Here is a 25,839-nt window from a genome sequence, read left to right as displayed (position 1 = left end):
CATGGCCGCGTTCTGGCCCAGCCTGCGGCGCGAGCTGCGCCTGCTGCGCCGCCGCCCCTGGGATAGCGCCATGCTCACCTGGGTGCCGGCCCTGGCCGTGGCGCTGCTGTGCGCCACCTTCTCGGCGGGCCTGCCGCGCGGCCTGCCCATCGCCGTGTGGAATGAGGACGCAGGCGCGCTGGCGCGCCAGTTGCAGCGCATGCTGCAAGCCAGCCCCGGGCTGAGGCTGGCCGAGCCGGTGCACAGCGCCGTCCAGGCGCAGCAGGCCCTGCAAGCCATGCAGGTCTATGCCGTGCTGCACATCCCCCGCCACACGCAGCAGCACATCCAGCAAGGCCAGGGCGCGGCGCTGACGCTGCTGCACAACGCCCAGCTGGGCACGCACTCGGGCCTGATCGAGCGCGATGTGCGCCAGGTCGTCGGCACCTTGAGCGCCGGCCTGGAGATGCAGGCCAGCGCCAAGCGCGGCACGCCCGCCCAGGCCCTGCCCATCTGGCGCGAACCGCTCACGCTGGAGCTGAGGCCGCTGTTCAACCCCTCGGGCAATTACGAGGCCTTTCTGGCCCTGGCGCTGATCCCCGCGCTGCTGCACGTGCTGGCCATGACCGCCGGGGCCTGGACGGTCGGGCGCGAATTGCGCGACCGCAGCCTGGGCGACTGGCTGCTGCCCGCGCCGCCCGCTGTGCCCAGTGCACCCGCTGCACCCGCTGCACCCACCGTGGCCGTAGCGGCCGGGCCGGGCCTGCCGCGCTGGTGGGCCATCGCCTGCGCGCTGGCCGGCAAGCTCGCCCCGGCCTGGTTGTCGCTGTCGCTGGTGGGCATGGCGGGCATGCTGTATTTGACGCAATGGCGCGGCTGGCAGGCCGCTGGCAGCCTGGCCTTGGTGCTGCTGGCGCTGGCCTCGCTGGTGGCGGCCAGCCTGGTGATCGGCGGCCTGCTGGCGGCGGCCACCCGCTCGCTGCGCACGGCGCTGTCACTCTCGGGCCTGCTGGCCGCGCCCGCCTTCGCCTTCAGCGGCGTGGGCTTTCCGCTGCTGGCCATGAGCGCCGGCGCCCACGCCTGGGCCACGGCCATGCCCTACACGCACTACATCCGCCTGCAAATCGAGCAATTGCAAATGGGCGCGGACATCGCGCAAAGCCTGCCGGTCGTCAGCGGCCTATGGCTGGCCTGCCTGCTGGGCCTGATCTTGGGCGCGCTGGCCTTGCGCTGGGCCTTGCCGCGCCCGGCCTTGTGGGGAGGGCGCTGAGATGGCCCGGCCCACAACACCTCTCACCCACCCCGAGGACGCCGCGCCGCGCCAGGGCTTTATCGCCCACTGGCTGGCGGCGCTGCGCGCCATGCTCCGCGACCAGGGCGTGTTGATGCTGGTGGTGGGCGGGCCGCTGTTCTACAGCTTTTTCTACCCCTGGTTTTACAGCGCGCAGGTGGTGCAGCGCGTGCCCGTGGCCATCGTCGTGCCCGAGGCCGATGGCCTGACGCGCCAACTGCTGCGCTATGCCGACGCCAGCGCGCAACTGGCCGTGAACCTGGTCACGGCCGATGCCCAGCAGGCCCGCCAGGCCCTGCTGCGCGGCGACATCTACGGCTATGCCGAGTTGCCGCGCGGCCTCAAGCGCAGCGTGCTGCGGCGCGAGCCGGTGCATGTGACGGTTTATGCCCACGGCAGCTACCCGCTGGTGAGCAAGCAGGTGCAGCAAGGCTTTGCGCAAAGCTTTGGCACCGTCGCCGCCGGGGTGCAGCTCAAGCGCCTGCAGGCGGGCGGGCAAAGCGCGCCGCAGGCCGCCGCCAGCCGCGCGCCGTTGCAACTGCACAGCGCCGCCCTGTTCAACCCCACGGGCGGCTATGGCAGCTTCGTCGTGGCGGCCGTGGCGCTGCTGATCCTGCAGCAAACCCTGCTGATGGGCATCGCCATGCTGGTGGCTACCTGGCGCGAGCAGCAGCGCGCCGCCGCCAGCGCAGGCGCCTGGCTGGCGCGGCTGCTGGCCTTTTGCCTGCCCGGCTGGTTGGCCGGGCTGTACTACTTTGGCTGGATGTTCGTCTGGCACGACTACCCCAGCGGCGGCAACCCGCTGGGCGCGCTGGCGCTGCTGGGCCTGTTCGTGCCCGCCGTGGTCGGCTGCGCGGCGCTGCTGGGGCTGTGGGTGGCCGACCGCGAGCGCGTGCTCTATCTGGTGCTGTTCACCAGCCTGCCGCTGGCCTTTCTGGCCGGCTTTACCTGGCCGGCCGAAGCTCTGCCGCCCTGGCTGGAGTGGCTGCGCTGGGCCTCGCCCAGCACCGCGGCCATCCAGGCCTCGCTGCGCCTGAACCAACTGGGCGCGCCACTGGCCGCCGCGTTGGGGCCGCTGGCCGTGCTGGCCGCCATCGCGCTGCTGGGCTGGCTGGCCACGCTGCTGGCAGGCAGCCGCCAGCGGCCGCCTGCGCCGCAGTGATGGCGTTATCACCGATGGGGTGCAGCCGGGCCGCTGCCTAGAATCCAGGCCACGTGGGCAAAAGCTGGTGCGCGCTTGCAGGCTGTGAATTGCTGGATGTGGGTTCAGAAAAAGGATTGCCAATGACGCAGATCTTGCGAAAAACCTTGGCTGGCGCAGCGCTGGCGCTGCTGGGCCTGGCGGCAGCCCAGGCGGCCATCCCTGAAGCCGAGCGCCAGGCGCTGCTGGACGTGTACACGCACACGCAGGGCGATGGCTGGCATCGCCGCGCGGGCTGGAAGCAGGGCGCCGATTTCGCCGCGCCGGGCACGGAGTGCGACTGGGAAGGGGTGCTGTGCGATGCGGCCCAGGCCCACGTGGTGGGCTTGCGCTTGCCGCAAAACCAGCTCGATGGCCAGCTGCCACAGAGCCTGCACGGCCTGCGGCACATGCGCCGGCTGGAGCTCTTTGGCAACCAGCTTGCGGGACCGCTGCCCGATTTGGCGGCCTGGCCGGATCTGGAACATCTGGATGTCAGCCGCAACCGGCTCGACGGGCCGATCCCCGCGTTGCAGGGCTTGAGCGCGCTGCAGCTTTTCGATGTGACCAGCAACCGATTCAGCGGTGCGCTGCCCCGCTTCGATGGCCTGCCTGCGCTGCGCCAGTTTGGCGCTGCGGACAACCGGCTCAGCGGCCAGCTGCCTGCATTGACGGGTGCGCCAGCACTGCAGCACTTCAGTGTGGCGGGCAATTGGCTCACCGGCGCTGTGCCCAGCCTGGCCGGGATGGCGCAGCTGCAGGCTTTCGTGGCCAACCACAATCTGCTCGATGGCCCGCTGCCGCTGCTCGATGCCTTGCCGGCCCTGGTGCAGATCAACCTCAGCCACAACCGCCTGGCCGGGCGGCTGCAGCTGGGGCATTTGCCGCAGCTGCAGGATTTCGATGCCAGCTTCAACCAGTTCAGCGGCCCATTGCCAGCCCTGCAGGGCCTGCCCAGGCTCAAGCGCCTGTCGCTCAACAACAACCAGTTCAGCGGCGCGCTGCCGGAGCTGGGCGGCCTGACTGCGCTGCTGTGGCTGCGGGTCGAGCACAACCTGCTCACCGGCAGCCCGCCGGCCGTGTTGCCACCGGGGCTGATGCCGGGCGCCTGGTCGGCCCTGTGCCCGAACCGGCTGCAGCCGGCTTCGCCCGCCGATGCCCAGTGGAATGCCTTTGCCGGCGGCGACTGGGCCGCAGGCTGCGCCAGCGCCAGCTGGGCCGTGCACGCCAGCGCAGGCCCGGGCGGCAGGGTGTCTCCGGCGCTGCAGCGGGGCATTGCGGGTGCGCAAGCGGCCATCGTCATCAAGCCCGAGCCGGGTCAGATGCTCGATGCCATCGACAGCAGTTGCGGCACAGCATCCTGGGCTGGCGCCGAGCTGTTCTTCACCGGCCCGCTCTCGGCCGATTGCCGGGTGCAGGCCCGTTTCCGCCCCTGGGCGCCTGGCCCGCACCATGCCGTGCATGCCATGGCCGACGCCGACGGCGGCCAGATCCTGCCCAGCGTGCAAAGCGTGGCCGCAGGCGGCAGGGCCGTGTTCACGCTGCTGCCGGCCGATGGCTACGAGGTCGAATCCGTGAGCAGCGATTGCGATGGTGCGCACGTGGGCGAGCATGCTTTCGCGACCGGGCCGGTGACCGCACCCTGCACGGTCAACGCCGCATTCCGCCCACTCCATGTGCCGCTGCCAGGCGCCATGGGGTTGCCGGGCGTGCCCGTGCTGGGGCCGCTGGGTCTGATGCTGCTGGGCGGGTTGCTGGCACTGGCATCGGCCCTGGGCCTGCGGCGCCGCTGAGCGCCGAGATCGTGAGCAGGCCCCGGGCCGCCCTGACTGCCATGCAAAAGCCCCTGAGAGCCTGGGCCGTCAGGGGCTTTCGCGTGCGATGGCCTTGACTGAAGGCGGCTCAATCGAGCAGCGCCTGGGCGAATTCGCGGGCGTTGAAGGTTTGCAGGTCTTCGAGCTTTTCGCCCACGCCGATGAAGTACACGGGCACGGGGCGCTCCTGGGCGATGGCGGCCAGCACGCCGCCTTTGGCCGTGCCGTCGAGCTTGGTGACGATCAGGCCCGTCAGTTGCAGCGCGTCGTCAAAGGCCTTGACCTGGGCCAGCGCGTTCTGGCCGGTGTTGCCGTCGATCACCAGCAGCACCTCGTGCGGGGCGCTGGCCTCGGCCTTGGTGATGACGCGCTTGATTTTTTTCAGCTCTTCCATCAGGTGCAGCTGCGTGGGCAGGCGACCGGCGGTGTCCACCAGCACCACGTCTTTGCCGCGCGCCTTGCCGGCGGTGACTGCGTCGAAGCTGACGGCGGCCGGGTCGCCGCCTTGCTGGCCGATGATTTCCACGGTGTTGCGCGTGGCCCAGACGCCCAATTGCTCGCGCGCGGCGGCGCGGAAGGTGTCGGCCGCAGCCAGCAGCACGCTGGCCTCGGCATCGGCCAGGTGGCGCGTGAGCTTGCCGATGGAGGTGGTCTTGCCCGCGCCGTTGACGCCCGCGACCATGATGACGGTGGGCTCGTGCTCGCCGATGACCAGGGTTTTTTCCAGCGGTTGCAGCAGCTGGGCAATGGCATCGGCCAGCAGGCCCTTGACCTGGGCCGGATCGGTGGCCTTGGCGGCCTTGACGCGGCGGCGCAGGTCATCAAGCAGGAAGGTCGTGGCCTTGACGCCCGCATCGGCCATGAGCAGGGCGGTTTCCAGCTCCTCGTACAGGTCTTCGTCGATCTTCGTGCCGGTAAAGACGGTGGAGATGCTGCTGCCGGTCTTGCGCAGCCCGGCCTTGAGCTTGTCCAGCCAGCTTTTGCGCTCTGCGGCGGGCGCAGGCGTGGCGGGCGTGGCGGGCGTGGCGCTGGCGGGGGCTGTTTCGGCAGGGGCGGGCGCGGCCACGGGGGCGCTGCCCACGGCCGGGGCTGCCGGCTGGGGCGCGGGCGCTGTGGCGGGCACGGGCGCGGGCTGCTGAGCAGGCGGCGCCATGCTGGGCGCGGGCACTGCGACTGCGGGCACGGCTGGGGGCTGTGGCGCAGGCGGCACTGTGGCCACGGCCGGCGGTTGGAGCGGTGGTTGGGCCAGGCTGGCTGGTGGCGGCAGGGGCGCGGCTGCGGGCGGGGCCGGGATGGCTGCTGGCGCGGGGGCCGGCGCTGGCTCGCTGATGGGCGCTGGCGCGTGGACGGCGGGGGGCGCGGGCGGCTCGGCGGCGGGGATGGCCACAGGTGGCGCAGCTACTGGTGCTGCTACTGGCGCGGGGGGCTGTAAAGGGGCGGGCGCTGTATGGGCCGGATCCACCGTTTCCGCAGTCTCGGCGAGCCTGGGGGCCTGCGGGGCCTCAGCGGGAGCAAGGGGCGCAGCAGTGCTTGGCGCAGCCGGCGCGGGGGGCGCCGTGTCGATGGCCTGCTGGCGCAGCCAGTCCATGACGCTGCTGTCGGCAGCCGGTGGTGGCGGCTTGGCGCTGGGCTCGCTGGGCGCGGGGGCTGGGGATTTTTTTCTGAAAAAGCTGAACATAATGCGCGGCGTTGGGCAGCCTGCCTGGCGGGCGCTGTGGCGCCATCATCAATGGAGAACCTGGACTGTGAAGACGCAAGTGCGCGATTGTATGAAACCTTGGCTGGGCCGCGGCGCGGCGCTGCTGGCTGCAGCCTGTCTGGCCGCGTGTGCCAGCGCCCCAGGCACTGCGGCGCTGGAGGCGGGCAAGCCGCCGGCTGCGCAGGCGGCCGCGCCAGCGGCATCGACTGATCAATTGCCCGCCGGCGCGCAGGTGCTGCGCGAGGACGAGGCGCTGGCGCATTACCGGCTGGCCAATGGGCTGGAGGTCATCGTCAAGCCCGACCGGCGCGCGCCGACGGCCATCCACATGCTGTGGTTGCGCGTGGGCTCGATCGACGAGGCCGATGGCACCAGCGGCGTGGCCCATGCGCTGGAGCACATGATGTTCAAGGGCAGCAAGGCCCTGGCGCCGGGTGTGTTCTCGCGCCGCGTGGCCGAGCTGGGCGGGCAGGACAATGCCTTCACCAGCCTGGACTACACGGCCTATTTCCAGCAGGTGCCGGTGCAGCAGCTGGGCGTGGTGATGGGCCTGGAGGCCGAGCGCTTTGCGCACAACCAGTGGCCCGATGAGGAGTTCACGCGCGAGATCGAGGTCATCAAGGAGGAGCGCCGCCTGCGCACCGACGACCAGCCGCGCGCCAAGCTGTTCGAGCAGCTGATGGCCGCCACCTTCATGGCCGCGCCGCAGCGCCGCCCCATCATCGGCTGGATGGACGACTTGCAGCGCATGCGCGCCGAGGACGTGCGCGCCTTCTACCGCCAGTGGTATGTGCCGACCAATGCCGCCGTGGTGGTGGTGGGCCAGGTGCAGCCGCGCCAGGCGCTGGCGTTGGTGGCGCGCCACTATGGCGATGCGCTGCAGGGCAGTGCGCAGCTGGCGGCCACGCTGCCGGCGCGCAAGATCACGCAGGAGCCGCCGCAGCAAGGCCCCAGGCGCATCGTGTTGCGCGAGCGGGTCGAGCAGCCGGTGCTGCTGATGGCCTTCAAGGCCCCGGCGTTGCAGCAGTTGCAGCAACCTACCGCCAGCGATCGTGAGGCGCTGGCGCTGATGGCGCTGGCCGGCGTGCTCAGCGGCTATGAGGGCGCGCGGCTGGAGCGCGCGCTGGTGCGCGGCCCGCAGCGCGTGGCCGACAGCGTCGATGCCAGCGCCATGCTCAGCAACCGCAGCGGCAATGGCCTGTTCCTGCTCAGCGCCATCCCCGCGCCCGGGCGCGATGGCCAGGCCGTGGAGCAGGCGCTGCGCCGGGCCATTGCCGAGGTGGCGCAGCGCGGCGTTGGCCAGCAGGAGCTGCAGCGCGTGGTCACGCAGTGGACGGCGGCCACGGTGTACGAGCAGGATTCGATGTTCGCGCAGGCCAATGAGCTGGGGCGCAATTGGGTTCAGGGCTGGCCGCTCGATGCCAGCGAGCTGCTGATCCAGCGGCTGCGCGAAGTCACGCCCGAGCAGGTGCAGGCCGTGGCGGCGCGCTATTTCGGCGACGATGGGCTGACGGTGGCCGAGCTGCTGCCGCAGGCGCCATCGGCAGCAGCCCAGGCCACACGCAAGGAGCAACCATGACCAAGCGCCCATTTTTCATTCAGGCCCTGAGCGCGGCGGCGCTGGTGGCCTGCGCGCCGCTGCCGCCAGCGGCCCAGCAGACTGCACAGCAGCCAGCGCAACAGCCAGCGGTGCTACATCAGCCCTTGCCGGCCGATGCGCAGGCGCAGCCGCCATCGCTGTTGCCCATCGAGCACTGGCGCCAGGCCAGCGGCGCGCAGGTTTGGCTGGTGCACAGCCCCAGCCTGCCGATGGTGGATGTGCAGATCGACTTTGATGGCGGCGCGCGGCGCGACCCGGCCGCCCAGGCCGGCCTGGCCACGGCCACGGCCAGCATGCTGACCAAGGGCGTGCGCGCCGCCCGCGGTCAGGCCGCGCTGGACGAAGACCAACTGGGCCAGGCCTGGGCCGACCTGGGCGCCTCGTTCGAGGCCAGCGCCAGCCGCGACCGCTTCACGTTGCACCTGCGCAGCCTGACCGATGAGCAGCTGCTGCCCAAGGCCGTGGCGCTGGCTGCGCGGCAAATCGGCCAAAGCGCCTGGCCCGAGGCCGTCTGGCAGCGCGAGCGCCAGCGCTGGAGCGCCGCGCTGCGCGAGGCCCAGACCCGCCCGGGCGTGATCGCAGGCCAGGCCTTCGATCGGGCCGTTTACGGCACGCACCCCTACGGCTATCCAGTACAGCCCAAGACCCTGGCGCAGATTGGCGTGCGCGACATGCAGACCTTTTATGCCCGGCATGTGCAGCCCTGCCAGGCCAAGGTCAGCGTGGTCGGCCGCATCGGGCGCGAGCAGGCCGACCGCCTGGTGCACGAGCTGCTGGCTCAGCTGCCCCAAGGCCCGGCCTGCGCGGCCCTGCCTGCCGTGCCCGAGGTGCAACCGCTGGCGCAGGCCAGCAGCCAGCGCATCCCCTTTGCGGTCGAGCAGGCCCAGGTGCTGATCGGCCAGCCGGGCATTCGCCGCGATGACCCGGACTTTTTGGCGCTGCTGGTGGCCAACCACATCCTGGGCGGCAGCGGCTTTGGCTCGCGCCTGATGGAGCAGGTGCGTGAGCAGCGCGGCCTGGTCTATGGCGTCTCCAGCAGCTTCAGCCCGGGCAACCACGCCGGGGCCTTCACCATTGGCCTGCAAACGCGCGCCGACCAGGCCGAAGCGGCCGTGCAGCTGGTGCATGAGCTGGTGGCCGAGTTCGTCGCCCAGGGCCCGACCGAGAAAGAGCTGGCCGATGCCAAGGCCAATCTGATCGGCGGCTTTGCGCTGCGCATTGACAGCAACGCCAAGCTGCTGGGCAATGTGGCCAACATCGCCTGGAACGGCCTGCCGCTGGACTATCTGGACACCTGGACGGCCAAGGTCCAGGCCCTGGGCGTTGCCGACATCCACCGCGCGCTGCAAAAGGCGCTGCAGCCGCAGGCCATGGCCACCGTCATCGTTGGCGCGGGGGGGCAGCCTTGAGCACGCGGCTGCGGGCTGGCCGTGCCCGCGTGGCTCAGGCCGGCTCTGCCAAGCCGGCAGCGGCCAGCGCGACGCCGGGGCAGGTGCGCATCATCGGCGGGCAATGGAAGCGCAGTCGCCTGCCGGTGGCTGCGCGCCCTGGCCTGCGGCCCACGCCCGATCGCGTGCGCGAAACGCTATTCAACTGGCTGGGCCAGGATTTGCACGGCCGCCACTGCCTGGATGCTTTTGCGGGCAGCGGCGCATTGGGGCTGGAGGCTGCCTCGCGCCATGCGGCGCAGGTGCTGCTGGTCGAGCGCGATTCGGGCCTGTGCCGCCAATTGCAGGCCCATGCCCAGCGTCTGCAGGCGGGCAATGTGCGCATCCAGTGCGGCGATGGCCTGGCGGCGCTGCGGGCGCCCTGCGCGCAGCAGCCCCAGGGCTGGGATGTGGTCTTTCTCGACCCGCCCTACGCCGCCGGATTGGACGAGCCGGCCCTGAAATTGGCGCGCCGCGCGCTGGCGCCCGAGGGCTGGCTGTACTGGGAAAGCGGTCGTGAATGGGGCCAGGCCGAGCTGGCCGCGCTGGGCTGGCAGCGCCGCCATTACCTGCGCGCCGGCCAGGTGCACGCGCATTTGCTGGCGCTGGCGCCGGCCCAGGAGGGGCCATGAGCTGCGCCAGCGCGCCGCAGCTGCACATCCTGGCCACAGGCGGCACCATCGCTGGCCAGGCCGCCAGCGCCAGCGACCACGTGGGCTACCGCGCCGCCGTGTTGCCGGTGCAGCAATTGCTCGATGCCGTGCCGGCGCTGCAGCAACTGCCGGCGCGGCTGCATGCCGAGCAAATCCTGCAAAAGGACAGCAAGGATCTGGATGTCAGCGATTGGCTGCGCATCGCCCAGGCCACGGCCGCCGCGCTGGCCCAGCCGCAGGTGCAGGGCGTGGTGCTGACGCACGGCACGGACACGCTGGAGGAAACGGCCTGGTTCTTGCACCGCTGCCTGCCGGCCGTGGGCAAGCCGGTGGTGCTGGTCAGCGCCATGCGCCCGGCTGGCGCGCTGGGCGCCGATGGGCCGCAGAACCTGTTTGACGCCTGCGTGCTGGCGCTGTCTGCCGCGCAGGCAGGGCTGGTGCGTGCCGGCGCAGGCTGTCAGGTGCTGACGGTGGCCGCAGGCCGCGTGTTCGATGCGCTGACGGTGCAAAAAGTGCAGCCCTACCATGTGCCGGCCTTCAGCGCCGGCGAGGCTGGCCCGCTGGCCTGGGTGGAGCAGGGGCAGCTGCGCCCGGCCAGGCCCTGCTGCCCGGCAGGGCCTGTGCAGGATGTGCAGGCTGCCGAGCAGGGGGCCGAGCAGGATGCTGAGCTGTGGGCGCCAGGCCGCTACCAGGCGCTGCTGCGGGCGGCGGCGCCAACGCCGCCGCCTGCCGTGGCCTGGCTGAGCAGCCATGCGGGCTTTGATGCGCGCCAGGTGCGGGCCTTGGTGGCCGCTGGCTTTGACGGCCTGCTGGTGGCGGGCACGGGCAATGGCACCTTGCACCATGCCTTGCACGCGGCTCTGTGCGAGGCTGCGCGCGAGGCTGGGGTGGCCGTGGCCGTGACCAGCCGCTGCACTGCCGGGGCGGTGGTGCCGCAGCCAGCGCCGCCCTGGCCGCTGCTGCCCTTGCCGCCAGCCAAGGCGCGGCTGGAGTTGCAGCTGCGCTTGTGGCTGGAGCGGACAAAGGCTTGCGCTAGAGCGTGTTCTGTTTGAGCGTTGACCAATCCAAGACCTGGCCGCTGGCTGGCATCGCCATCTCGCCAGTCGCGCTCGTCATGCCCGCGAAGGCGGGCATCCAGCGCCGCCCTTGCGCACGAGCGGGGATTGGCCAACGGCAGCGCCGCCCCGTCAGCGCCGCCCCTGTCAGCGTCGCAACTGGACACCCGCCTTCGCGGGTGTGACGAGAACGAGAGAAGGCGGCGCTTGCAGGAAATGTCTGCATAAGAATCGAAACTTGCCCTAACGCGGCAGGATCAGCGTGACGCACAGGCCCTGGGGCTGTGCGGAGGTGACGCTCAGCGTGCCGCCGTGCAGCTGGGCGATGGCCAGCGCGGCCTGCAGGCCCAGGCCTTTTTCGCTGGCCAGAATGGCCTCGACATCATCGGGGGCGGAGGGCAGCAGCGTGGCGATTTGCGCTTCGCTCAGCCCCTGGCCCCAGTCGCGCACGCGCAGCTCCAGCGCGTTGCGGGTGCTCGAGAGGCTCATCTCGATGGGGCGATCCAGCGGGGTGTAGCGGCAGGCGTTTTCCAGCACGTTCAGGATGAGCTGTTCGAGCAGGGCCGGATCGGCCGACAGCGCAAAGGCAGGCAGGTTGGCCAGGCGCGCCTGGCGCACGTCGAAGGTGGTGCGGTAGGTGCGCAGCGTCAGCGGCTGCTTGGAGGCTGCTGTCTCGACGTCGCTGCCCTCCGGCTCGCTCTGGTCGGCATCCTGGATGCGCAGGTGCAGGATGCGCCCGGGGTAGAGGGTGCGGATGTGCCCGCAGCATTGCTGCGCCAGCACATACAGGCTGCAAGGCAGGCGGCTGGCGCGCAGCTGGCCGTTTTCGATGCGCAGCCTGCTCAGCACGCTGGTGATCAGGTTGTGCACGCGCAGGGTGGCTTCGCGGATGTGGCGGCTCTTGCGCTCCAGCAAGGGGCTGAGGTCATTGCCCTGGCCGCCCTGGCCGGGGAAGTTGGTCGGGTGCTGCTGTATGCCATGCTTGAGGCGCTGCATGTGGGTGTTGATCTCCAGCAGCGGCGCGCGCATTTGTTGCGAGAGCAGTGCCACGAAGTAGCGGTACAGGGCGTGCGCGCGGTGGGTGGTTTGCAGCGCGGCGATGTCGCTTTGCAGCAGCCGGCGTTGTTCCATCAGCAGGGCGGCGTGGCGCTGCCGTTGCCGCAATTGGCGCAGCAGCATCAGCAGCATTGCCAGCGTACAAATGGTCAGCAGCAGCAGCACCAGCAGGGCCGTTCGGATGAGCTGGTGCTGGTGCGCCAATGCCTGGTCGTATTCGATGCGCTCGGTGGTCGAGACCTGGCTGCTGGCTGCGCGCAGCTTGTCCGACATCTGCTCCAGCAAGGCTGGGCTTGGCATGGCCATGGTGCCAGGCGCTGAGGCCGCCCGCGCCGGCCCGGCCAGCGCCTGGCTGAAGACGTCGTGCAGCAACGGCGCCAGCCCCATGGCGTGCAGATTGCGCCATTGCGGCCCATCGCGCAGCAGCTGGATGCGGCTTTGCCAGAGGTCGTAGCGCAAGGCCATGGTGTCGTTGTCCAGCGCGCCGCTTTGCCATTGCTGCAGGCTGTGCTGCATGCGCAGGGTTTCGCGCTCGGCCTGTGTGATGTCCCACAGCACGCGCTCGCCCGTGCGCTGGATTTGCTTTTGCTGCATCAGCAGGATCTGGACCAGCAAATACAGCAGCAACGCCGCCAGCGCAATCACGCCCGCCAAAGCCAGGCGCCACAGCTGGGGCGGCGGTGGGAATGGAGCTGGAAAGCGCGTCATTGCTGGCGGGGCGAGTATGGTGGTTGCGGTGTGCTTCGGGGTGAGCCCAGATCGGGGGTTGCGGGGAGTTCGTACAGCTCGATGAAGTGCAGCTGCCAGGGCCAGCGGTGGTCGTAATGGGGGCGTTTGAGCTCGGCGTGCGAATCGCGTGGATAAATGATCCACAGCGGGCCTTTGTCGCGCCGCGACATGGGGTGGCCATTCATGCGCAGGGCGATGATCACATCCCACTTCCACGCATCGCTGGCCGGGATCTGTACGTGGTAGTCGTTGAGCGATTTTGCCAGCAGGCTCATGCTCTGGACGTCGCGCTCGCGGCCGGCGAGTTTGAGCACTTCGCGCAGCAGCGGGCCACGGAAGCTGCGCGTCCCGTCGGTCCAGGGGGTGCTGGTGCGCACCTCCACTTGCGGCAGGGCCAGCAGGTCCTGCTCGGTCAGGTTCAGCGTGTCGTGCCAGGGCGTCTGGATGCGCAGCAGTACGGGGGCGGTGCCGGGCGGTTGCTGTGCAGGCGCTGGCAGCGGCTGTGCCTGGGGCGTGGTTTGCTGCACTCTTGGCTTGGATGCGGCGTTGGCCGATGCCGGGCCCTTGGCAGGGCGCGCGACAGCGTGCTGCAAGACCGGGGCATGCCGGCCGTGCGGTGCGCCTGCTGCCGCGGCCGGGTTTTGCTGAGCTTGCACTGCGCTGCAGGCCATGCCAATGCACAAGACCATGAGCCACGCTTTCAACCAGGATGACGTCATACAAAAGGCATGTTGCATGCAAGGTGGAGTCAAACGGCGCATGTTACTGCGCGCGACGCCTGGCCTGGGCCTTGGCCAGCACGGCCGCCAGGATTTGGCGTTTGTCGGCCTGCGTGGGCGCAGCATCGCCTGCCCGGGGTGGGCTGCCTGGCAAGGCCGTCAAGGCCGCTGGCTGCTCGGCCGCGGGTGTGGGCGTTGGCCCTGGCGCCCGATTGCGGGCTGGGGGCTTGGCGGCGCGGCCGGCCTGCCGTTGCATGTGGCGCCGATAGCGGTCGCGCGCCTGCGCTGCTTGCGCAGGGCTCCATGCGGCCCAGCCTGTGGCCTGGCCGGTGATGGGTTGCATGCGGATGCAATCGACCGGGCAGACGGGAATGCACAGCTCGCAGCCGGTGCAGGCGGACTCCAGCACGGTGTGCATGCGTTTGTTGGCGCCGATGATGGCATCGACGGGGCAGGCCTTGAGGCACAGCGTGCAGCCAATGCACCATTGCTCGTCGATGATGGCCATGGCGCGGGCGGTTTCCTCGCCGTGCGCCGCGCTCAATGGCCATGCGGGGCGGCCCGTGATCTCGGCCAGCCTGCGCACACCCTCTTGCCCGCCTGGGGGGCACTGGTTGATGGGGGCTTGCTCAAAGGCGATGGCGCGGGCGTAGGACTGGCAATCCGGATAGCCGCAACGCGTGCATTGCGTTTGCGGCAAAGCCGCATCCAGCTGCTCTGCCTGCATGGCGCGGGTGCATGGGGACATGGCTTGGAACAGGACGATGTGCGGTATGGCGCCCACCGCAAGAGGCGGCTGACAAAGAACTGCCTTGCAGGCCTTGAACAACAAGGCTGCGCGGGCCTGGGCTTGCGCTGTGCACAGGCCCGCAGGCGATGCCGTACCGCGCCTCTGCCTTGGGGTGCAGGTCAGCGCGCGCTGCCGGATTTGCCGTTGGGGGCGTTGGTTTTTTTGCTGCTGGCGGGCGCTGCACTGCGGCTGCTGGCCTTGGCGCCATCGGCCTTTGCCTTGGCCTTGTGCTCTGGCCAGGGCGCCTTGGGCGGCGCTTTGGCGGCAGGGCTGCTGGGTTTGCTGGCAGCAGCAGGCTTTGCCGCGGCAGGCTTGGCGTCTGCAGGTGCCGCAGGGGCAGCAGGCGCTGTCGAATCCTGGGCCTTGGCAGCGGCTTTGGTGGCAGCGGCTGGGGCGGCTGGCTGTTGCGCTGGAGTGGCCTCTTCATTGCTGGCGGCGGCCAGCGCATCGCCCGTGGCGGTGGCAGCTGCAGCCTTTTGCACTGCGGCCTTGGCCGCCGCAGGCAGGGCCGGCTGGAAGCGCCCGATGAAGTCACGGATGGTCGGGTAGACGATCTTGCGCCAGCGGCTGCCGCTGAAGATGCCGTAATGCCCAGCGCCCAGCACATCCAGGTGCGCGCGCTGCGATGCGTCGATGTTTTCGCACAGCTGGTGGGCGGCCTGTGTCTGGCCGCTGCCGGCGATGTCGTCGAGCTCGCCCTCTACGGTCAGCAGGCCGACGTTCTGGATGTCCTGCGGGCGCACGAGCTCAAGCTGCCCTTCGGGGTTGCGCACTTCCCAGGTGCCGTGCACGAGCTTGAAGCGCTGGAACACGGTGTCGATGGTTTCCAGATAGTAGTTGGCGTCCATGTCCAGCACCGCGTTGTACTCGTCGTAGAACTTGCGGTGGTGCTCGGTGGCGTCCTCATCGCCCTTGATGAGGTTGCGGAAGTAGTCGTAATAGCTGCTGGCGTGGCGATCCGGGTTCATCGCAACGAAGCCCGAGTACTGCAGAAAGCCGGGGTAGACGCGGCGCCCTTCGCCCGGGTAGCCGTAGGGCACGCGGTAGATGAGGTTGTTCTCGAACCATTCGAAACTGCGCTTGACGGCCAGGTCGTTGACGGAGGTCGGGGTCTTGCGCGCATCGATGGGGCCGCCCATCATCACCATCGACAGCGGCAGCAGCTCCTTGCGGCTGGCCATCAGCGAGACGGCCGCCAGCACGGGCACGGTGGGCTGGCAGACGCTGACCACGTGGCAGTTGCCGTACTGCTTTTGCAGGTAGCGGATGAACTCCTGCACGTAGTTGACGTAGTCGTCCAGGTGGAAGTCGCCTTCGCTGGTGGGCACCATGCGGGCGTTTTTCCAGTCGGTGATGTAGACCTTGTGGCCGGTGAGCATGGTGCGCACCGTCTCGCGCAGCAAGGTGGCGTAGTGCCCGGACAGCGGCGCGACGATCAGCACCACGGGCTGGCCCAGCATTTTCTCCAGCGTGGCGGGGTTGTCGGAAAAGCGCTTGAAGCGCAGCAGGCGGCAAAAGGGCTTGTCGATCTCCACGCGCTCGTGGATGGCGACGTTGACGCCATCGAGGTCAACGGTTTCGATGTCGAACTCCGGCTTGACGTAGTCCTTGCCCAGGCGGTAGAGCAGATCGTAGGCGGCCGAGACGCGCTGCGCCATGGGCAGGCTGGAGAACGGCAGCGAAGGGCTGGACAACATCTTGGATGCCGCCTTGGCAAAGTCGGCAAAGGGCTCGGAGAGTGAGCGCTGCGCTTCGTAGATCTGGTAGAGCATGGCTGGAAGAAGAGAATTTTGTGCGGCGCAAAATATAACAGTTGTGCAAGATATTGCCTATGCCCAATTACCCCAATGCCCGTGGGTGCAGCGGTGCAGCCGCAGCGGCGCAGGGCGGGCTGCCGAGGGGGGCTCAAGCGGCATCGGTGTGCCGGCCGATGTCGGGCCAGCGATGGTGCAGGTACAGCCAGGCCAGCAGGCCCACCAGCCAGAATGCGGCAGAGGCCGCCGCAATCGCCATGGGCGAATGCATGACCTGCGGCACGACCAGCGCAGCCACCAGCCCATTGGCCGCAGACGCCAGACAGGCCTGCATGGATGCGGCCATGCCACGGCGCATGGGGTTGATGTCCAGCACCAGCAAAGTCACCGGCGGCATGACGATGGCCCAGCCAAAAGAGATCAGCGCCAGCGGGGGGATCAGCGCCAGCGGCTGAAGCTGCCCAAGCGCCATGTTCAACCCGGTCAGCAGCATGTTCAGCAGCACGGCGATGGCCATGATGAGAAAACCGTGGCGGATCTGGCGCTTGGGGGGCATGATGCCCGCCATGCGGCCGCTGGCAATGGCCCCGCCCATGATGCCGCCGATGGTGCAGAGAAACATCCAGAAAAACTGCGTGGGCGCCAGCTGCAGGTGCTGGCCCAAAAATTCCGGCGCCGCCAGGATGTAGATGAACATGCTGTTGAAGGGCAGGGCGCTGCTGATGGCCAGCAGCACAAAGCGCGCGCTGCGGCCCAGGGAAAAATAGCCCGCCAGCAGCGAGCGCAGCGCAAACGGCTGGCGGGCCTGTGGCGCCAGGGTCTCGGGCAGCACCAGCCAGTTCAGCCACCAAAGCCCGGCGCTGAGCAGGGCGATGAACCAGAAAATGCTCTCCCAGCCGGCCCAGGTGTAAAGCCAGCCGCCGATGACCGGTGCAATGGCTGGCGCCAGCCCGAAGTACAAGGTGACCCGGCTCATCACCTTCTGGGCCGGCGCGGGTGGAAACACATCGCGGATGATGGCGCGCGAGACCACCATGCTGGCCCCGGAGGAAAGCCCCTGCAATGCGCGAAAGAACACCAGTTGCTCCAGCGACTGCGCCATGGCGCAGCCGACAGAGGCCAGGGCAAAGGCCGCAACGCCCCACAGCACCACTGGCCGGCGTCCGAAACTGTCGGCCAGGGCGCCATGAAACAGGTTCATGACGGCAAAAGCGAGCAAATAAGCCGCCAATGTGTGCTGCAGATGGGCTTTGGAGGTGCCAAGCGATACGGCAATGCCTTCAAATGCGGGCAAATAGGTGTCGATGGCGAATGGGCCCAGAACACTCAGCGCGGCCAGCAGTGCTGGCAAGGCCCACGTTGGGCCGCGCCAGGCCGGGAAGGGGGAAGGTGTCGACATGAACAGGCAGAGCCGTTTTGAATGTGAATCGGCGATTTTGCCGCCAGTACCGGGCCATTTTTTGCACTGTTGGAGACAAAAGCCAGCCATTGCGCCCGCCCCCGGGCCCTGTGCCGCCATGGCCGGTGTCTGGCGATGTTGTCTTGATGCAACGAAAAACGGAAGAATGCCGCGCCAATTGCAAATACTCTTTGCCAAGCCTCGCCGCGTCTGTTGCAATACGCCCTAACTTCCCCACCAGGAGGTTGGCTCGGGGAACCGGCGGGATTCAAACATGGCAGAAATGCAGCCCCTGACCCCCCGTACCGGAGCCCTATGTTTAACCTTGGAGTATCCGCAATGAAAAAATCTCTGATCGCCCTGGCCGCTGTTGCAGCTTCTGGCCTGGCAATGGCCCAGTCTTCCGTGACCCTGTATGGCGTGGCCGACATCGCCATCGGTGATGCCAACGACACGCAAGGCGCACACGCCAACTCGAATATCAACAACGGCACCAGCCGCATCGGCTTCCGTGGCGTTGAAGACCTGGGCAACGGCCTGAAGGTCAACTTCCAATTTGAACAAGGCGTGAGCCTGGCCGACGGCGCAAGCTCCGGCTTCCAGCGTCAGGCATGGGTTGGCCTGGCAGGTGGCTTCGGTACGCTGCGCGCTGGCCGTCAGCTGACCCCCAGCTTCGACTCCGTTGCTGCTTACGAAATCACTGGCACCGCCAACTACTCGGCTGTTGGCCTGAACTTCGGCTACGGCGGTGGTTCGCGTGACAACGCCATGATCAAGTACGTGACCCCCAGCTTCGGTGGCCTGAAGGTTGCCCTGGGTTATGTGTTTGAAGACAACTACAAGCTGGGCAGCTATGGCGACACCAAGGGCCACTACGACGTGGCCGTGATCTACGCCAACGGCCCTCTGGCTGTGGCTGCTGGCTACAACTCGGCAGAAGTGGCTACCGGCTGGGGTCAGCGTAGCCGCGTTGAGAACGCCAACGTGGGCGCTTCTTACGACTTCGGCGCTCTGAAGCTGGCTGCTTCCTACCACTACAACGACGTGGCCGCTGCTGGCTACCAAGGCGGCCCGACCACTGGCGCAACCAAGGTTGTTCCTGGCGTGGAAGGCTATTCGCTGGGCGTGAGCCTGCCCCTGGGCGCTTTCAGCCTGGCTGCTGACGCCGTGTACGCTGAAGACCGCAACGGCACCCGTGACGGCATCGACTTCGTGGTCGAAGGCAAGTACGCTCTGTCCAAGCGCACCTTCGTGTACGGCGCTTACTACCGCGCTGACAAGGAAGGCCCCGCTTATGGCAAGCACTTCAGCGACGAAAACAACTTCGGTATCGGCCTGCGCCACAACTTCTAATTGGCTGGCCTGAGCAATTCAGGCCCCAATGGATGATTTGATGAACGCCCCTGCAGCAGCAGGGGCGTTTTTTTGTTGCCCACTACGATCACTTGCCCTGGAAGGCTCTCAGGTGCAGAAGAGTCGGGAATATCCCTAAAAATCGCCGGGCGGCCATTGCAACGGGCGGCTGCGATGAAATAATGCGCCCGCTCGTCACTGGCGGCGCTGTAGTTGGGCATTGGCTTGGCTGCAGCGCCGTTGTTCATGAGGAAAGCCGTGACCGATGCCGCGCGCTCTTGCCACGGCAAGTGCGGGTGCTGGGCTCTCATTGCCAGCAGGGCATGGCGGCGCGAGCGAACAAGCGCCAAAGTGGCTTTTCTCGCAGATTGAATTTCAGGAGTTTTGAATGGCTTTGAAGAAATGTATTTTGGCCGCCTCGGTGGCGGCCGTCGTGATGGCGGCATTGCCCGTGGCTCACGCCAAAACCCTGCGCTGGAGCAGCCAGGGCGATGTCACCAGCTGGGACATCCATTCGCAAAACAACGCACTGAACAATGGCATCCATGCCATGGTGTATGAAAGCCTGACCTACTACAACAGCGAGACCTTCGAGGTCGAGCCCTTGCTGGCCGTGTCCTGGGAGGAAATCTCGCCCACGCAGGTGCGCTTCAAGCTGCGCGAGGGAGTCAAGTTCTCTGACGGCACGCCGTTCACAGCCGATGATGCCGTGTTCTCGATCCAGCGCGCCATGGCGCCGACCTCGAATCTGGCGGTCTTTGCCAACAGCATCGAGCGTGCCGAGAAGGTCGATGAGCACACCATGGACCTGCACCTCAAGGCCGTTAACCCGATTCTGACGCGCCAGCTCACCGAGCTGCGCATGATGAGCAAGGCCTGGGCCGAGAAGAACAATTCCGTGGCCCCGAAGGACATGAAGGGCACGGATGAGAACTTCGCCCACCGCAACGCCATGGGCACCGGCCCCTATGTGTTGGAGTCCTGGCAGCCCGACACGCGCATGGTGCTCAAGCGCAACCCCAACTGGTGGGGCAAGATGCCGGGCAACGTCACGGAAGTCATCTACCAGCCCATTGGCTCGGCCGCCACGCGCATGGCCGCGCTGCTGTCGGGCGAGGTGGACTTCGTGCTCGACCCCACGCCGCAGGATTTGCCGCGCCTGCGCAAGACGCCCAATCTGAAGGTGGTCGATGGCATCGAGAACCGCACCATCTTCTTCGGCATGGATCAGCACCGCGATGAGCTGCCTGGCTCCAACATCAAGGGCAAGAACCCGCTCAAGGACGTCAAGGTGCGTCAGGCGCTCTACCAGGCCATCGACATCAACACCATCATCAAGAATAGTCTGCGCGGCCTGGGGCAGCCGGCTGGCACGTTGGTCGCGCCCATGGTCAATGGCTACACCAAGGAGCTCGATCAGCGCCTGCCCTACGACGTGGCTGCCGCCAAGAAGCTGCTCGAAGAAGCGGGCTACCCCAACGGCTTCGAGGTGGACTTTGCCTGCCCGAACAACCGCTACATCGGCGACGAGGCCATTTGCCAGGCCGTCACGGCCATGTGGGCGCGCATTGGCGTCAAGGCCAAGCTGCGCACGCAGCCCACGGCCACCTACTTCCCGATGATCCAGCGCCATGAGGCCAGCATTTACATGCTGGGCTGGGGCGTGCCGCCCTTTGATGCCATGTACTCCTTGCAGTCGCTGGTGCGCACCAAGACGAGTGGCGCCGATGGCAACTACAACGTTGGGCGCTACAGCAACAGCGAGGCCGACCGCCTGATTGATGCCGCCAAGGAAGAGGGCGACCCGGCCAAGCGCACCGAGCTGCTGAGCCAGGCCCTGAAGGTCTCCAACGACACCGTGTCGCACCTGCCGCTGCACAACCAGATCATCCCCTGGGTGATGAAGAAGAACATCAGCGTGGTGCACCGCGCAGACAACCGCCTGGACATGCGCCGCGTGGTGGTTGAATAAGCCCAGGGTCTGTTGGCCGCTTCCGCGAAACCTCGCCGAGCTGCTTGGCTTGGCGGGGTTTTGCTTGATGTGGGCGCGACTGCCGCAAGATCTCCCGCACGAGCTTTCGCTTGTGCAGGCTCCATGCACCTCTACAGCGCTTTGAATCCAGTCGCACCGTGTGGCTTGGTGCGGATGGCTGTGCGCTGGCCGGTGATGCCTGCTACGCTATCGCCCCTTGTGCGTCGGGGGATTGCCAAGCTTTACAGGCAGCGCCTGTCGCCGTCGATACCCCCGGCCAGCGAACGCTGAGCGGTTCGCGCTGACTTCGGCCGCTGTTTGTGACTGCGCCAGCAGTTGGCGCGCGAACTCATTTGCATTGCCATGATGGGCCTGCATGCGCAGCCAGCGCATGATGGCAGGCCACGCCAGCAGCGCATGCTGCGATGACATCCATACCCCTCGATTCGAATGCTTGTCTTCATTCTCCGCCGCTTGATTCAGGCCATTGTGGTGATGGTCTCCGTTGCGTTCATTGCCTTCATGCTGTTTCAGTATGTGGGCGATCCGGTGTATGCCATGCTGGGTCAGGACGCAACGCCCGAGCAAATCAGCGCATTGCGCGCCGATCTGGGGCTGGACAAGCCCTTTTTCGTGCAGTTCTGGCACTTTCTCGTCAATGCCGTGCAGGGGGATTTTGGCTTGAGCCTGCGCCAGGGGGTGAAGGTCTCGGCGCTGATTGCCGAGCGCTTCCCGGCCACGCTGGAGCTGGCGCTGGTGGCCGCCGTGCTGGCGCTGGTGGTGGGCGTGCCCATGGGCGTTTATGCAGCGCTGCGCCGCGGCAGCTTCATGAGCCAGGTGTTCATGACGATTTCGCTGCTGGGCGTGTCGCTGCCGACCTTCTTGATCGGCATCTTGCTGATTCTGGTGTTTTCCGTGACGCTGGGCTGGTTCCCCAGCTTTGGGCGCGGCCCGGTCACCGAGCTGGGCTGGTGGTCCACCGGCCTGCTCAGCGCCAAGGGCTGGCACCACATCACGCTGCCGGCCATCACGCTGGCGATCTTCCAGCTCACGCTCATCATGCGTCTGGTGCGCGCCGAAATGCTTGAAGTGCTGCGCACCGACTACATCAAGTTCGCTCGCGCCCGCGGCCTGCACAACCGCGCCATTTATTTCGGCCATGCGCTGAAGAACACCCTGGTGCCCGTGATCACCATCACCGGCCTGCAGCTGGGCGGCCTGATTGCGTTTGCCATCATCACTGAGACGGTGTTCCAGTGGCCGGGCATGGGCCTGTTGTTCATCCAGGCCGTGACCTTTGCCGACGTGCCGGTAATGGCCGCCTATCTGTGCCTGATTGCGCTGATCTTCGTCGTGATCAACCTGATCGTGGACCTGCTGTACTTCGTGGTCGATCCCAGGCTGCGGGTGGAGAAATCGGCTGGCCATTGACGCAGCGCCGGAGCCGATGCGACACGCGCGCATCGGACAAGAAAAACCAGATGCCTGGCGGCTGCGCCATTGCAGCCAGGCGCCTGGCAGATTGCAATTTGCTTGATCCAAACACACGATGACTGACCCTGCTTCCCGTTCCAACTTTCTGGCCCGCTGGTGGCACAGCGATGTGGGCTACAGCTTTCGCCATTCGCCTCTGGCCATCGTCGCGGCGCTGATTGCGCTGGCCTGCGTGTTCTGCTCCCTGTTCGCAGGCTGGGTGGCGCCGCACAACCCGCTGGACGTGAGCACGCTGGAGCTGGGCGATGCGCGCCTGCCGCCGGCGTGGATCGAGGGCGGCAGCACCAAGTACCTGCTGGGCACGGACGACCAGGGTCGCGACATCTTCTCGGCCCTGATCTACGGCGCGCGCATCTCGCTGGTGGTGGGCATCAGCTCGGTGCTGCTGTCCCTGCTGCTGGGCGTCACGCTGGGGCTGGTGGCCGGCTTCAAGGGCGGCTGGGTCGATGCCGTGCTGATGCGCATCTCGGACGTGATGCTGTCCTTCCCGGCCATTCTCATTGCGCTGCTCATCGCGGGCGTGGGGCGCGCCGTGTTTCCCAATGCGGGCGATACCCTGGCCTTTGGCGTGCTGGTGCTCTCGATTGCCTTGACCGGCTGGGTGCAGTACGCACGCACGGTGCGCGGCTCCACGCTGGTCGAGCGCGGCAAGGAATACGTGCAGGCCGCCCGCGTCACTGGCGTGCCTGCGGTGCGCATCATGCGCAAGCACGTGCTGCCCAACGTCATGGGCCCGGTGCTGGTGTTGGCCACCATCCAGGTGGCCACGGCCATCATCACCGAGGCCACGCTGTCCTTCCTGGGGGTGGGCGCGCCGCCGACCTCGCCCTCGCTGGGCACACTGATTCGCGTCGGCAACGACTTCCTGTTTTCCGGCGAGTGGTGGATCACCATCTTCCCGGGCCTGATGCTGGTGCTCATTGCGCTGTCGGTGAACCTGCTGGGCGACTGGCTGCGCGATGCGCTCAACCCGCGCCTGCGCTGATGCGGGCAGGCGCTGCAGCGCCCTGGGCTGCCGGGCGCTGAAGAGAAGAATAAGGAGTAGTCCCCATGAGCTTATTGCAAGTGAAAAACCTGGTGGTGGAGTTCCCCAACCGCCATGGCGTTTTGCGTGCGCTGGACAACGTTTCGTTTGACATCGCCCCGGGCGAGATCCTGGGCGTGGTGGGTGAGTCCGGCGCGGGCAAATCGCTCACCGGCGCCTCCATCATCGGCCTGCTGGAGCCGCCAGGGCGCGTGGCCGGCGGCCAGATCTGGCTGGACGGGCAGCGCATCGACCAGCTCACGCAGGAGCAGATGCGCCCCATCCGCGGGCGGCACATTGGCGCCATCTTCCAGGATCCGCTGACCTCGCTGAACCCGCTGTACACCGTGGGGCGCCAGTTGGTGGAGACCATCATCACGCACCTGCCGGTCTCGGCCAAGGAGGCGCGCCATCGCGCCATCGCGCTGCTCAAGGACACGGGCATCCCCGCCGCCGAGGAGCGCATCGACCACTACCCGCACCAGTTCTCCGGCGGCATGCGCCAGCGCGTGGTGATCGCCCTGGCGCTGGCGGCCGAGCCCAAGCTCATCGTCGCCGACGAGCCCACCACGGCGCTGGACGTGTCCATCCAGGCGCAGATCATCGGCCTGCTCAAGCGCATCTGCAAGGAGCGCGGCGCGGCCGTGATGCTCATCACGCACGATATGGGCGTGATCGCCGAAACCTGCGACCGCGTGGCCGTGATGTACGCCGGGCGCGTGGCCGAGATCGGCCCGGTGCACGAAGTCATCAACCACCCGGCCCACCCCTACACGCGCGGGCTGATGGCCTCCATCCCCGACATGGACATGGACCGCGAGCGCCTCAACCAGATCGACGGCGCCATGCCGCGCCTGAACGCCATCCCGGCCGGCTGCGCCTTCAACCCGCGCTGCCCCCAGGCGTTCGAGCGCTGCCACCGCGAGCGCCCCGAGCTGCAGCCCGCCGGCGCCACCCACGCCGCCTGCTGGCTGGCCACTGCCCAGCCAGCCGCCACCCACGAGACGGAGATCGCATGACCGACGCCCTGATTGCCACACCAGCAGCGGCCGCGCCGCAGGCCGGGGCCGCCACCACTGCCGCCGCAGCCGCTGCCCAGCCTTTGGTGCGCGTGCACGACCTGGCGCGCACCTTCGATGTCTCCGCTCCCTGGCTCAACCGCGTCATCGAGCGCAAGCCCAAGACCTTTTTGCACGCCGTCGATGGCGTGAGCTTCGAGATCGCCAAAGGCAAGACCCTGGCGCTGGTGGGCGAGTCCGGCTGCGGCAAAAGCACCGTCGCGCGCCTGCTGGTGGGCCTGTACCCGCCCACGCGCGGCCAGTTTCTGTTCGACGGCCAGGATGCGCACCAGGCTTACCGCTCTGCCGATGCGCAGCGCATCCGCCGGCGCATCCAGATGATTTTTCAGGACCCTTACGCCAGCCTGAACCCGCGCTGGCTGGTCGAGGACATCATCGCCGAGCCGCTGCGCGAGCACGGCATGATGAAAAACCGCGAGCAACTGCGCCAGCGCGTGGGCGAGCTGCTGCAATCGGTGGGCCTGAGCGCGCAGGACATGAGCAAGTACCCGCACCAGTTCTCCGGCGGCCAGCGCCAGCGCATCTCGATCGCGCGCGCCCTGGCCACCGAGCCTGAGTTTCTGGTCTGTGACGAGCCCACCAGCGCGCTGGACGTGTCGGTGCAGGCGCAGGTGCTCAACATCATGAAAGACCTGCAGCAGGCGCGCCAGCTGACCTACCTGTTCATCTCGCACAACCTGGCCGTGGTGCGCCACGTCAGCGACCAGGTGGGCGTGATGTATCTGGGGCGCATCGTCGAGCTGGCCGACAAGAAAGACCTGTTCGAGCGGCCGCTGCACCCCTACACGCGCATGCTGCTCGATGCCATCCCCAAAATGCACGACACCGGCAAGGCGCGCACGCCGGTGCAGGGCGAGGTGCCCAACCCGCTGAATCCGCCCAAGGGCTGCGCCTTCAACCCGCGCTGCCCGCACGCCAACGAGCGCTGCCGCACCGAGCGCCCCGTCATGCTGCGCGTGGGCAATGCCCAGGTGGCCTGCCATGCCGTGCAGGAAGGCCGCCTGAACATCCAGGCCGAGCTGGCCCCGGCGGCGATGGCCTGAGCGGCGCTGCCTGCGCGCGCGGGCCTGCCCAGCGGGCCCGCTCCTACACAGGCTTGCAACTCTTACAGCAGGCGTGATCGCCACAGGCCAGGGCGCTTGCCGAGAATCGGGGCCCTTGCGGCCGCTGTGCCTGCGCCAACCCCCATTTGCCCATGTCCGAAAAACCTGTTTCCTCACCCGCTGCCGCGCCCGGCGCCCAACCGCAGCGGCCCACCGAAGCGCTCCGGCATGGCGATGTGCCCGAGCAGGCTGCGCTGGCGCAGCTGGCGGCCCTGGTGCCGGGGTTGCGCGCCGCCACGGTGCTGGTCATTGGCGCGGCCATCATCTGCGCGCTGTACTTCGGGCGTGAGCTGTTGATCCCGCTGGCCCTGGCCATCCTGCTGGGCTTTCTGCTCGATCCGCTGGTGCGCCGGCTCAAGCGCTGGGGCCTGCCGCGCATGGCGGCCATCGTGCTGGTGGTGGCGGTGGTGCTCGGCGGCCTGGGCGGCCTGGGCACGTACCTGGGCCAGCAACTCTCGGCGCTGGGCGAAAGCCTGCCTGGTTACCAGGCCACGATGAGCGAAAAGCTGCGCGGGCTGAGCGCCTCGGTCGAAGGGGCGGGCATGTTCGATGGCTTCAAGCGCGCCTTGCACAACCTGCAACGCGACATCGCCGGCCGCGGCGGCGCGCAAGCGCCCAGGCAGTAGGCAGAGGCGGGGCGCGCCGAGCCCGGTCACGCCGCGCAGGCGC

General features: G+C 67.9%; 21 protein-coding genes. 14 read left to right on the top strand and 7 right to left on the bottom strand.

From position 1 onward, the window contains the following. The first annotated feature begins 1 nt into the window (after position 1). The 3 genes from CK625_RS10670 to CK625_RS10660 all read left to right on the top strand — a co-directional run bounded on the left by CK625_RS10670 (position 2) and on the right by CK625_RS10660 (position 4,243). Positions 2 to 1,249: an ABC transporter permease gene (locus tag CK625_RS10670; protein ID WP_095540304.1), complete on the top strand. Its 1,248-nt coding sequence runs from the start codon at positions 2 to 4 to the stop codon at positions 1,247 to 1,249. Between the two features lie 91 nt (positions 1,250 to 1,340). Next, complete coding sequence (locus CK625_RS10665) at positions 1,341 to 2,432, top strand: ABC transporter permease (protein ID WP_429001312.1); 1,092 nt, start codon at positions 1,341 to 1,343, stop codon at positions 2,430 to 2,432. Positions 2,433 to 2,554: 122 nt separating this feature from the next. Continuing rightward, positions 2,555 to 4,243 (top strand): hypothetical protein, encoded by a 1,689-nt coding sequence (locus tag CK625_RS10660; protein ID WP_095540302.1) that lies wholly within the window; start codon positions 2,555 to 2,557, stop codon positions 4,241 to 4,243. A gap of 109 nt (positions 4,244 to 4,352) precedes the next feature. Here the strand turns inward: CK625_RS10660 and ftsY are convergent, their stop codons facing one another. After that, positions 4,353 to 5,417 carry a signal recognition particle-docking protein FtsY gene (gene ftsY / locus CK625_RS10655; RefSeq protein WP_095540341.1) on the bottom strand — a complete coding sequence of 355 codons (1,065 nt, stop codon included), beginning with the start codon at positions 5,415 to 5,417 and terminating at the stop codon, positions 4,353 to 4,355. A gap of 616 nt (positions 5,418 to 6,033) precedes the next feature. On the opposite strand from ftsY, the gene CK625_RS10650 reads away from it, so the two are divergent. The 4 genes from CK625_RS10650 to CK625_RS14220 are packed head-to-tail and all read left to right on the top strand — an operon-like array spanning position 6,034 to position 10,695. Beyond that, positions 6,034 to 7,542 carry a M16 family metallopeptidase gene (locus tag CK625_RS10650; protein ID WP_095540340.1) on the top strand — a complete coding sequence of 503 codons (1,509 nt, stop codon included), beginning with the start codon at positions 6,034 to 6,036 and terminating at the stop codon, positions 7,540 to 7,542. Then, on the top strand, positions 7,539 to 8,972 hold the full coding sequence (locus tag CK625_RS10645; RefSeq protein WP_095540301.1) for a M16 family metallopeptidase: 1,434 nt from the start codon (positions 7,539 to 7,541) through the stop codon (positions 8,970 to 8,972). The genes CK625_RS10650 and CK625_RS10645 overlap by 4 nt, the downstream gene beginning before the upstream one ends. Positions 8,973 to 9,001: 29 nt before the next feature. Continuing rightward, entirely contained in the window at positions 9,002 to 9,622 is a 621-nt protein-coding gene (rsmD, locus tag CK625_RS10640) for a 16S rRNA (guanine(966)-N(2))-methyltransferase RsmD (protein WP_095540339.1), read from the top strand. Further along, a complete protein-coding gene (locus CK625_RS14220) occupies positions 9,619 to 10,695 on the top strand; it encodes an asparaginase (RefSeq protein WP_095540300.1) in 1,077 nt (358 codons plus the stop codon). The genes rsmD and CK625_RS14220 overlap by 4 nt, the downstream gene beginning before the upstream one ends. A gap of 246 nt (positions 10,696 to 10,941) precedes the next feature. Here CK625_RS14220 and CK625_RS10630 read toward each other — a convergent pair whose 3' ends face one another. The 5 genes from CK625_RS10630 to CK625_RS10610 form a co-directional block, all read right to left on the bottom strand. Continuing rightward, positions 10,942 to 12,462, bottom strand: coding sequence for a sensor histidine kinase (locus CK625_RS10630; RefSeq protein ID WP_095540299.1), 1,521 nt, complete (start codon positions 12,460 to 12,462; stop codon positions 10,942 to 10,944). Then, entirely contained in the window at positions 12,459 to 13,076 is a 618-nt protein-coding gene (locus tag CK625_RS10625; protein ID WP_238945627.1) for a molybdopterin-dependent oxidoreductase, read from the bottom strand. Before CK625_RS10625 ends, CK625_RS10630 begins: the two co-directional genes overlap by 4 nt. A 169-nt stretch (positions 13,077 to 13,245) precedes the next feature. After that, positions 13,246 to 13,950 (bottom strand): RnfABCDGE type electron transport complex subunit B, encoded by a 705-nt coding sequence (locus CK625_RS10620; protein WP_095540337.1) that lies wholly within the window; start codon positions 13,948 to 13,950, stop codon positions 13,246 to 13,248. Positions 13,951 to 14,111: 161 nt separating this feature from the next. Continuing rightward, positions 14,112 to 15,764 (bottom strand): polyhydroxyalkanoate depolymerase, encoded by a 1,653-nt coding sequence (locus tag CK625_RS10615; protein ID WP_095540298.1) that lies wholly within the window; start codon positions 15,762 to 15,764, stop codon positions 14,112 to 14,114. 133 nt (positions 15,765 to 15,897) lie between these two features. Further along, positions 15,898 to 17,145: a multidrug effflux MFS transporter gene (locus tag CK625_RS10610; RefSeq protein WP_095540297.1), complete on the bottom strand. Its 1,248-nt coding sequence runs from the start codon at positions 17,143 to 17,145 to the stop codon at positions 15,898 to 15,900. Between the two features lie 339 nt (positions 17,146 to 17,484). Between CK625_RS10610 and CK625_RS10605 the strand changes: the two genes are divergently transcribed. After that, positions 17,485 to 18,498: a porin gene (locus CK625_RS10605; RefSeq protein WP_172424973.1), complete on the top strand. Its 1,014-nt coding sequence runs from the start codon at positions 17,485 to 17,487 to the stop codon at positions 18,496 to 18,498. On the opposite strand, the gene CK625_RS13750 is transcribed toward CK625_RS10605, so the two are convergent. Beyond that, positions 18,495 to 18,746, bottom strand: a complete 252-nt coding sequence (locus CK625_RS13750; RefSeq protein WP_143326259.1) for a hypothetical protein — start codon at positions 18,744 to 18,746, stop codon at positions 18,495 to 18,497. The two genes, CK625_RS10605 and CK625_RS13750, sit on opposite strands and share 4 nt — an antisense overlap. Positions 18,747 to 18,886: 140 nt before the next feature. Here CK625_RS13750 and CK625_RS10600 point away from each other — a divergent pair, with 140 nt between their 5' ends. The 6 genes from CK625_RS10600 to CK625_RS14150 all read left to right on the top strand — a co-directional run bounded on the left by CK625_RS10600 (position 18,887) and on the right by CK625_RS14150 (position 25,796). Then, positions 18,887 to 20,470 (top strand): ABC transporter substrate-binding protein, encoded by a 1,584-nt coding sequence (locus CK625_RS10600; protein WP_095540295.1) that lies wholly within the window; start codon positions 18,887 to 18,889, stop codon positions 20,468 to 20,470. A 450-nt stretch (positions 20,471 to 20,920) separates the two neighbouring features. Further along, a complete protein-coding gene (locus CK625_RS10595) occupies positions 20,921 to 21,901 on the top strand; it encodes an ABC transporter permease (RefSeq protein WP_095540294.1) in 981 nt (326 codons plus the stop codon). A gap of 118 nt (positions 21,902 to 22,019) precedes the next feature. Further along, positions 22,020 to 22,949 carry an ABC transporter permease gene (locus tag CK625_RS10590; protein WP_095540293.1) on the top strand — a complete coding sequence of 310 codons (930 nt, stop codon included), beginning with the start codon at positions 22,020 to 22,022 and terminating at the stop codon, positions 22,947 to 22,949. Between the two features lie 65 nt (positions 22,950 to 23,014). Beyond that, positions 23,015 to 24,007 carry an ABC transporter ATP-binding protein gene (locus CK625_RS10585; protein WP_095540292.1) on the top strand — a complete coding sequence of 331 codons (993 nt, stop codon included), beginning with the start codon at positions 23,015 to 23,017 and terminating at the stop codon, positions 24,005 to 24,007. Then, the gene (locus tag CK625_RS10580) at positions 24,004 to 25,110 is read left to right on the top strand and encodes an ABC transporter ATP-binding protein (protein ID WP_095540291.1); all 1,107 of its coding nucleotides are present in this window, start codon (positions 24,004 to 24,006) and stop codon (positions 25,108 to 25,110) included. The genes CK625_RS10585 and CK625_RS10580 overlap by 4 nt, the downstream gene beginning before the upstream one ends. A 152-nt stretch (positions 25,111 to 25,262) precedes the next feature. Next, positions 25,263 to 25,796 (top strand): AI-2E family transporter, encoded by a 534-nt coding sequence (locus tag CK625_RS14150; RefSeq protein WP_238945626.1) that lies wholly within the window; start codon positions 25,263 to 25,265, stop codon positions 25,794 to 25,796. The last annotated feature ends 43 nt before the right edge of the window (positions 25,797 to 25,839 follow it).

This window comes from Vandammella animalimorsus (assembly GCF_002285265.1).
Lineage (GTDB): Bacteria > Pseudomonadota > Gammaproteobacteria > Burkholderiales > Burkholderiaceae_C > Lampropedia.
Note: the sequence above shows the minus strand (reverse complement) of the source record. Positions and strands in the feature narration are given on the sequence as shown.

Excerpts from the sequence above, each read along its gene's own strand:
- CK625_RS10670 (WP_095540304.1), top strand. The coding sequence starts at position 2 with ATGGCCGCGTTCTGGCCCAGCCTGCGGCGCGAGCTGCGCCTGCTGCGC.
- CK625_RS10665 (WP_429001312.1), top strand. The coding sequence starts at position 1,341 with ATGCTCCGCGACCAGGGCGTGTTGATGCTGGTGGTGGGCGGGCCGCTG.
- CK625_RS10660 (WP_095540302.1), top strand. The coding sequence starts at position 2,555 with ATGACGCAGATCTTGCGAAAAACCTTGGCTGGCGCAGCGCTGGCGCTG.
- ftsY (WP_095540341.1), bottom strand. The coding sequence starts at position 5,417 with ATGGCGCCGCCTGCTCAGCAGCCCGCGCCCGTGCCCGCCACAGCGCCC.
- CK625_RS10650 (WP_095540340.1), top strand. The coding sequence starts at position 6,034 with ATGAAACCTTGGCTGGGCCGCGGCGCGGCGCTGCTGGCTGCAGCCTGT.
- CK625_RS10645 (WP_095540301.1), top strand. The coding sequence starts at position 7,539 with ATGACCAAGCGCCCATTTTTCATTCAGGCCCTGAGCGCGGCGGCGCTG.
- CK625_RS14220 (WP_095540300.1), top strand. The coding sequence starts at position 9,619 with ATGAGCTGCGCCAGCGCGCCGCAGCTGCACATCCTGGCCACAGGCGGC.
- CK625_RS10630 (WP_095540299.1), bottom strand. The coding sequence starts at position 12,462 with ATGACGCGCTTTCCAGCTCCATTCCCACCGCCGCCCCAGCTGTGGCGC.
- CK625_RS10620 (WP_095540337.1), bottom strand. The coding sequence starts at position 13,950 with ATGTCCCCATGCACCCGCGCCATGCAGGCAGAGCAGCTGGATGCGGCT.
- CK625_RS10615 (WP_095540298.1), bottom strand. The coding sequence starts at position 15,764 with ATGCTCTACCAGATCTACGAAGCGCAGCGCTCACTCTCCGAGCCCTTT.
- CK625_RS10610 (WP_095540297.1), bottom strand. The coding sequence starts at position 17,145 with ATGTCGACACCTTCCCCCTTCCCGGCCTGGCGCGGCCCAACGTGGGCC.
- CK625_RS10605 (WP_172424973.1), top strand. The coding sequence starts at position 17,485 with ATGAAAAAATCTCTGATCGCCCTGGCCGCTGTTGCAGCTTCTGGCCTG.
- CK625_RS13750 (WP_143326259.1), bottom strand. The coding sequence starts at position 18,746 with ATGAACAACGGCGCTGCAGCCAAGCCAATGCCCAACTACAGCGCCGCC.
- CK625_RS10600 (WP_095540295.1), top strand. The coding sequence starts at position 18,887 with ATGGCTTTGAAGAAATGTATTTTGGCCGCCTCGGTGGCGGCCGTCGTG.
- CK625_RS10595 (WP_095540294.1), top strand. The coding sequence starts at position 20,921 with ATGCTTGTCTTCATTCTCCGCCGCTTGATTCAGGCCATTGTGGTGATG.
- CK625_RS10590 (WP_095540293.1), top strand. The coding sequence starts at position 22,020 with ATGACTGACCCTGCTTCCCGTTCCAACTTTCTGGCCCGCTGGTGGCAC.
- CK625_RS10585 (WP_095540292.1), top strand. The coding sequence starts at position 23,015 with ATGAGCTTATTGCAAGTGAAAAACCTGGTGGTGGAGTTCCCCAACCGC.
- CK625_RS10580 (WP_095540291.1), top strand. The coding sequence starts at position 24,004 with ATGACCGACGCCCTGATTGCCACACCAGCAGCGGCCGCGCCGCAGGCC.
- CK625_RS14150 (WP_238945626.1), top strand. The coding sequence starts at position 25,263 with ATGTCCGAAAAACCTGTTTCCTCACCCGCTGCCGCGCCCGGCGCCCAA.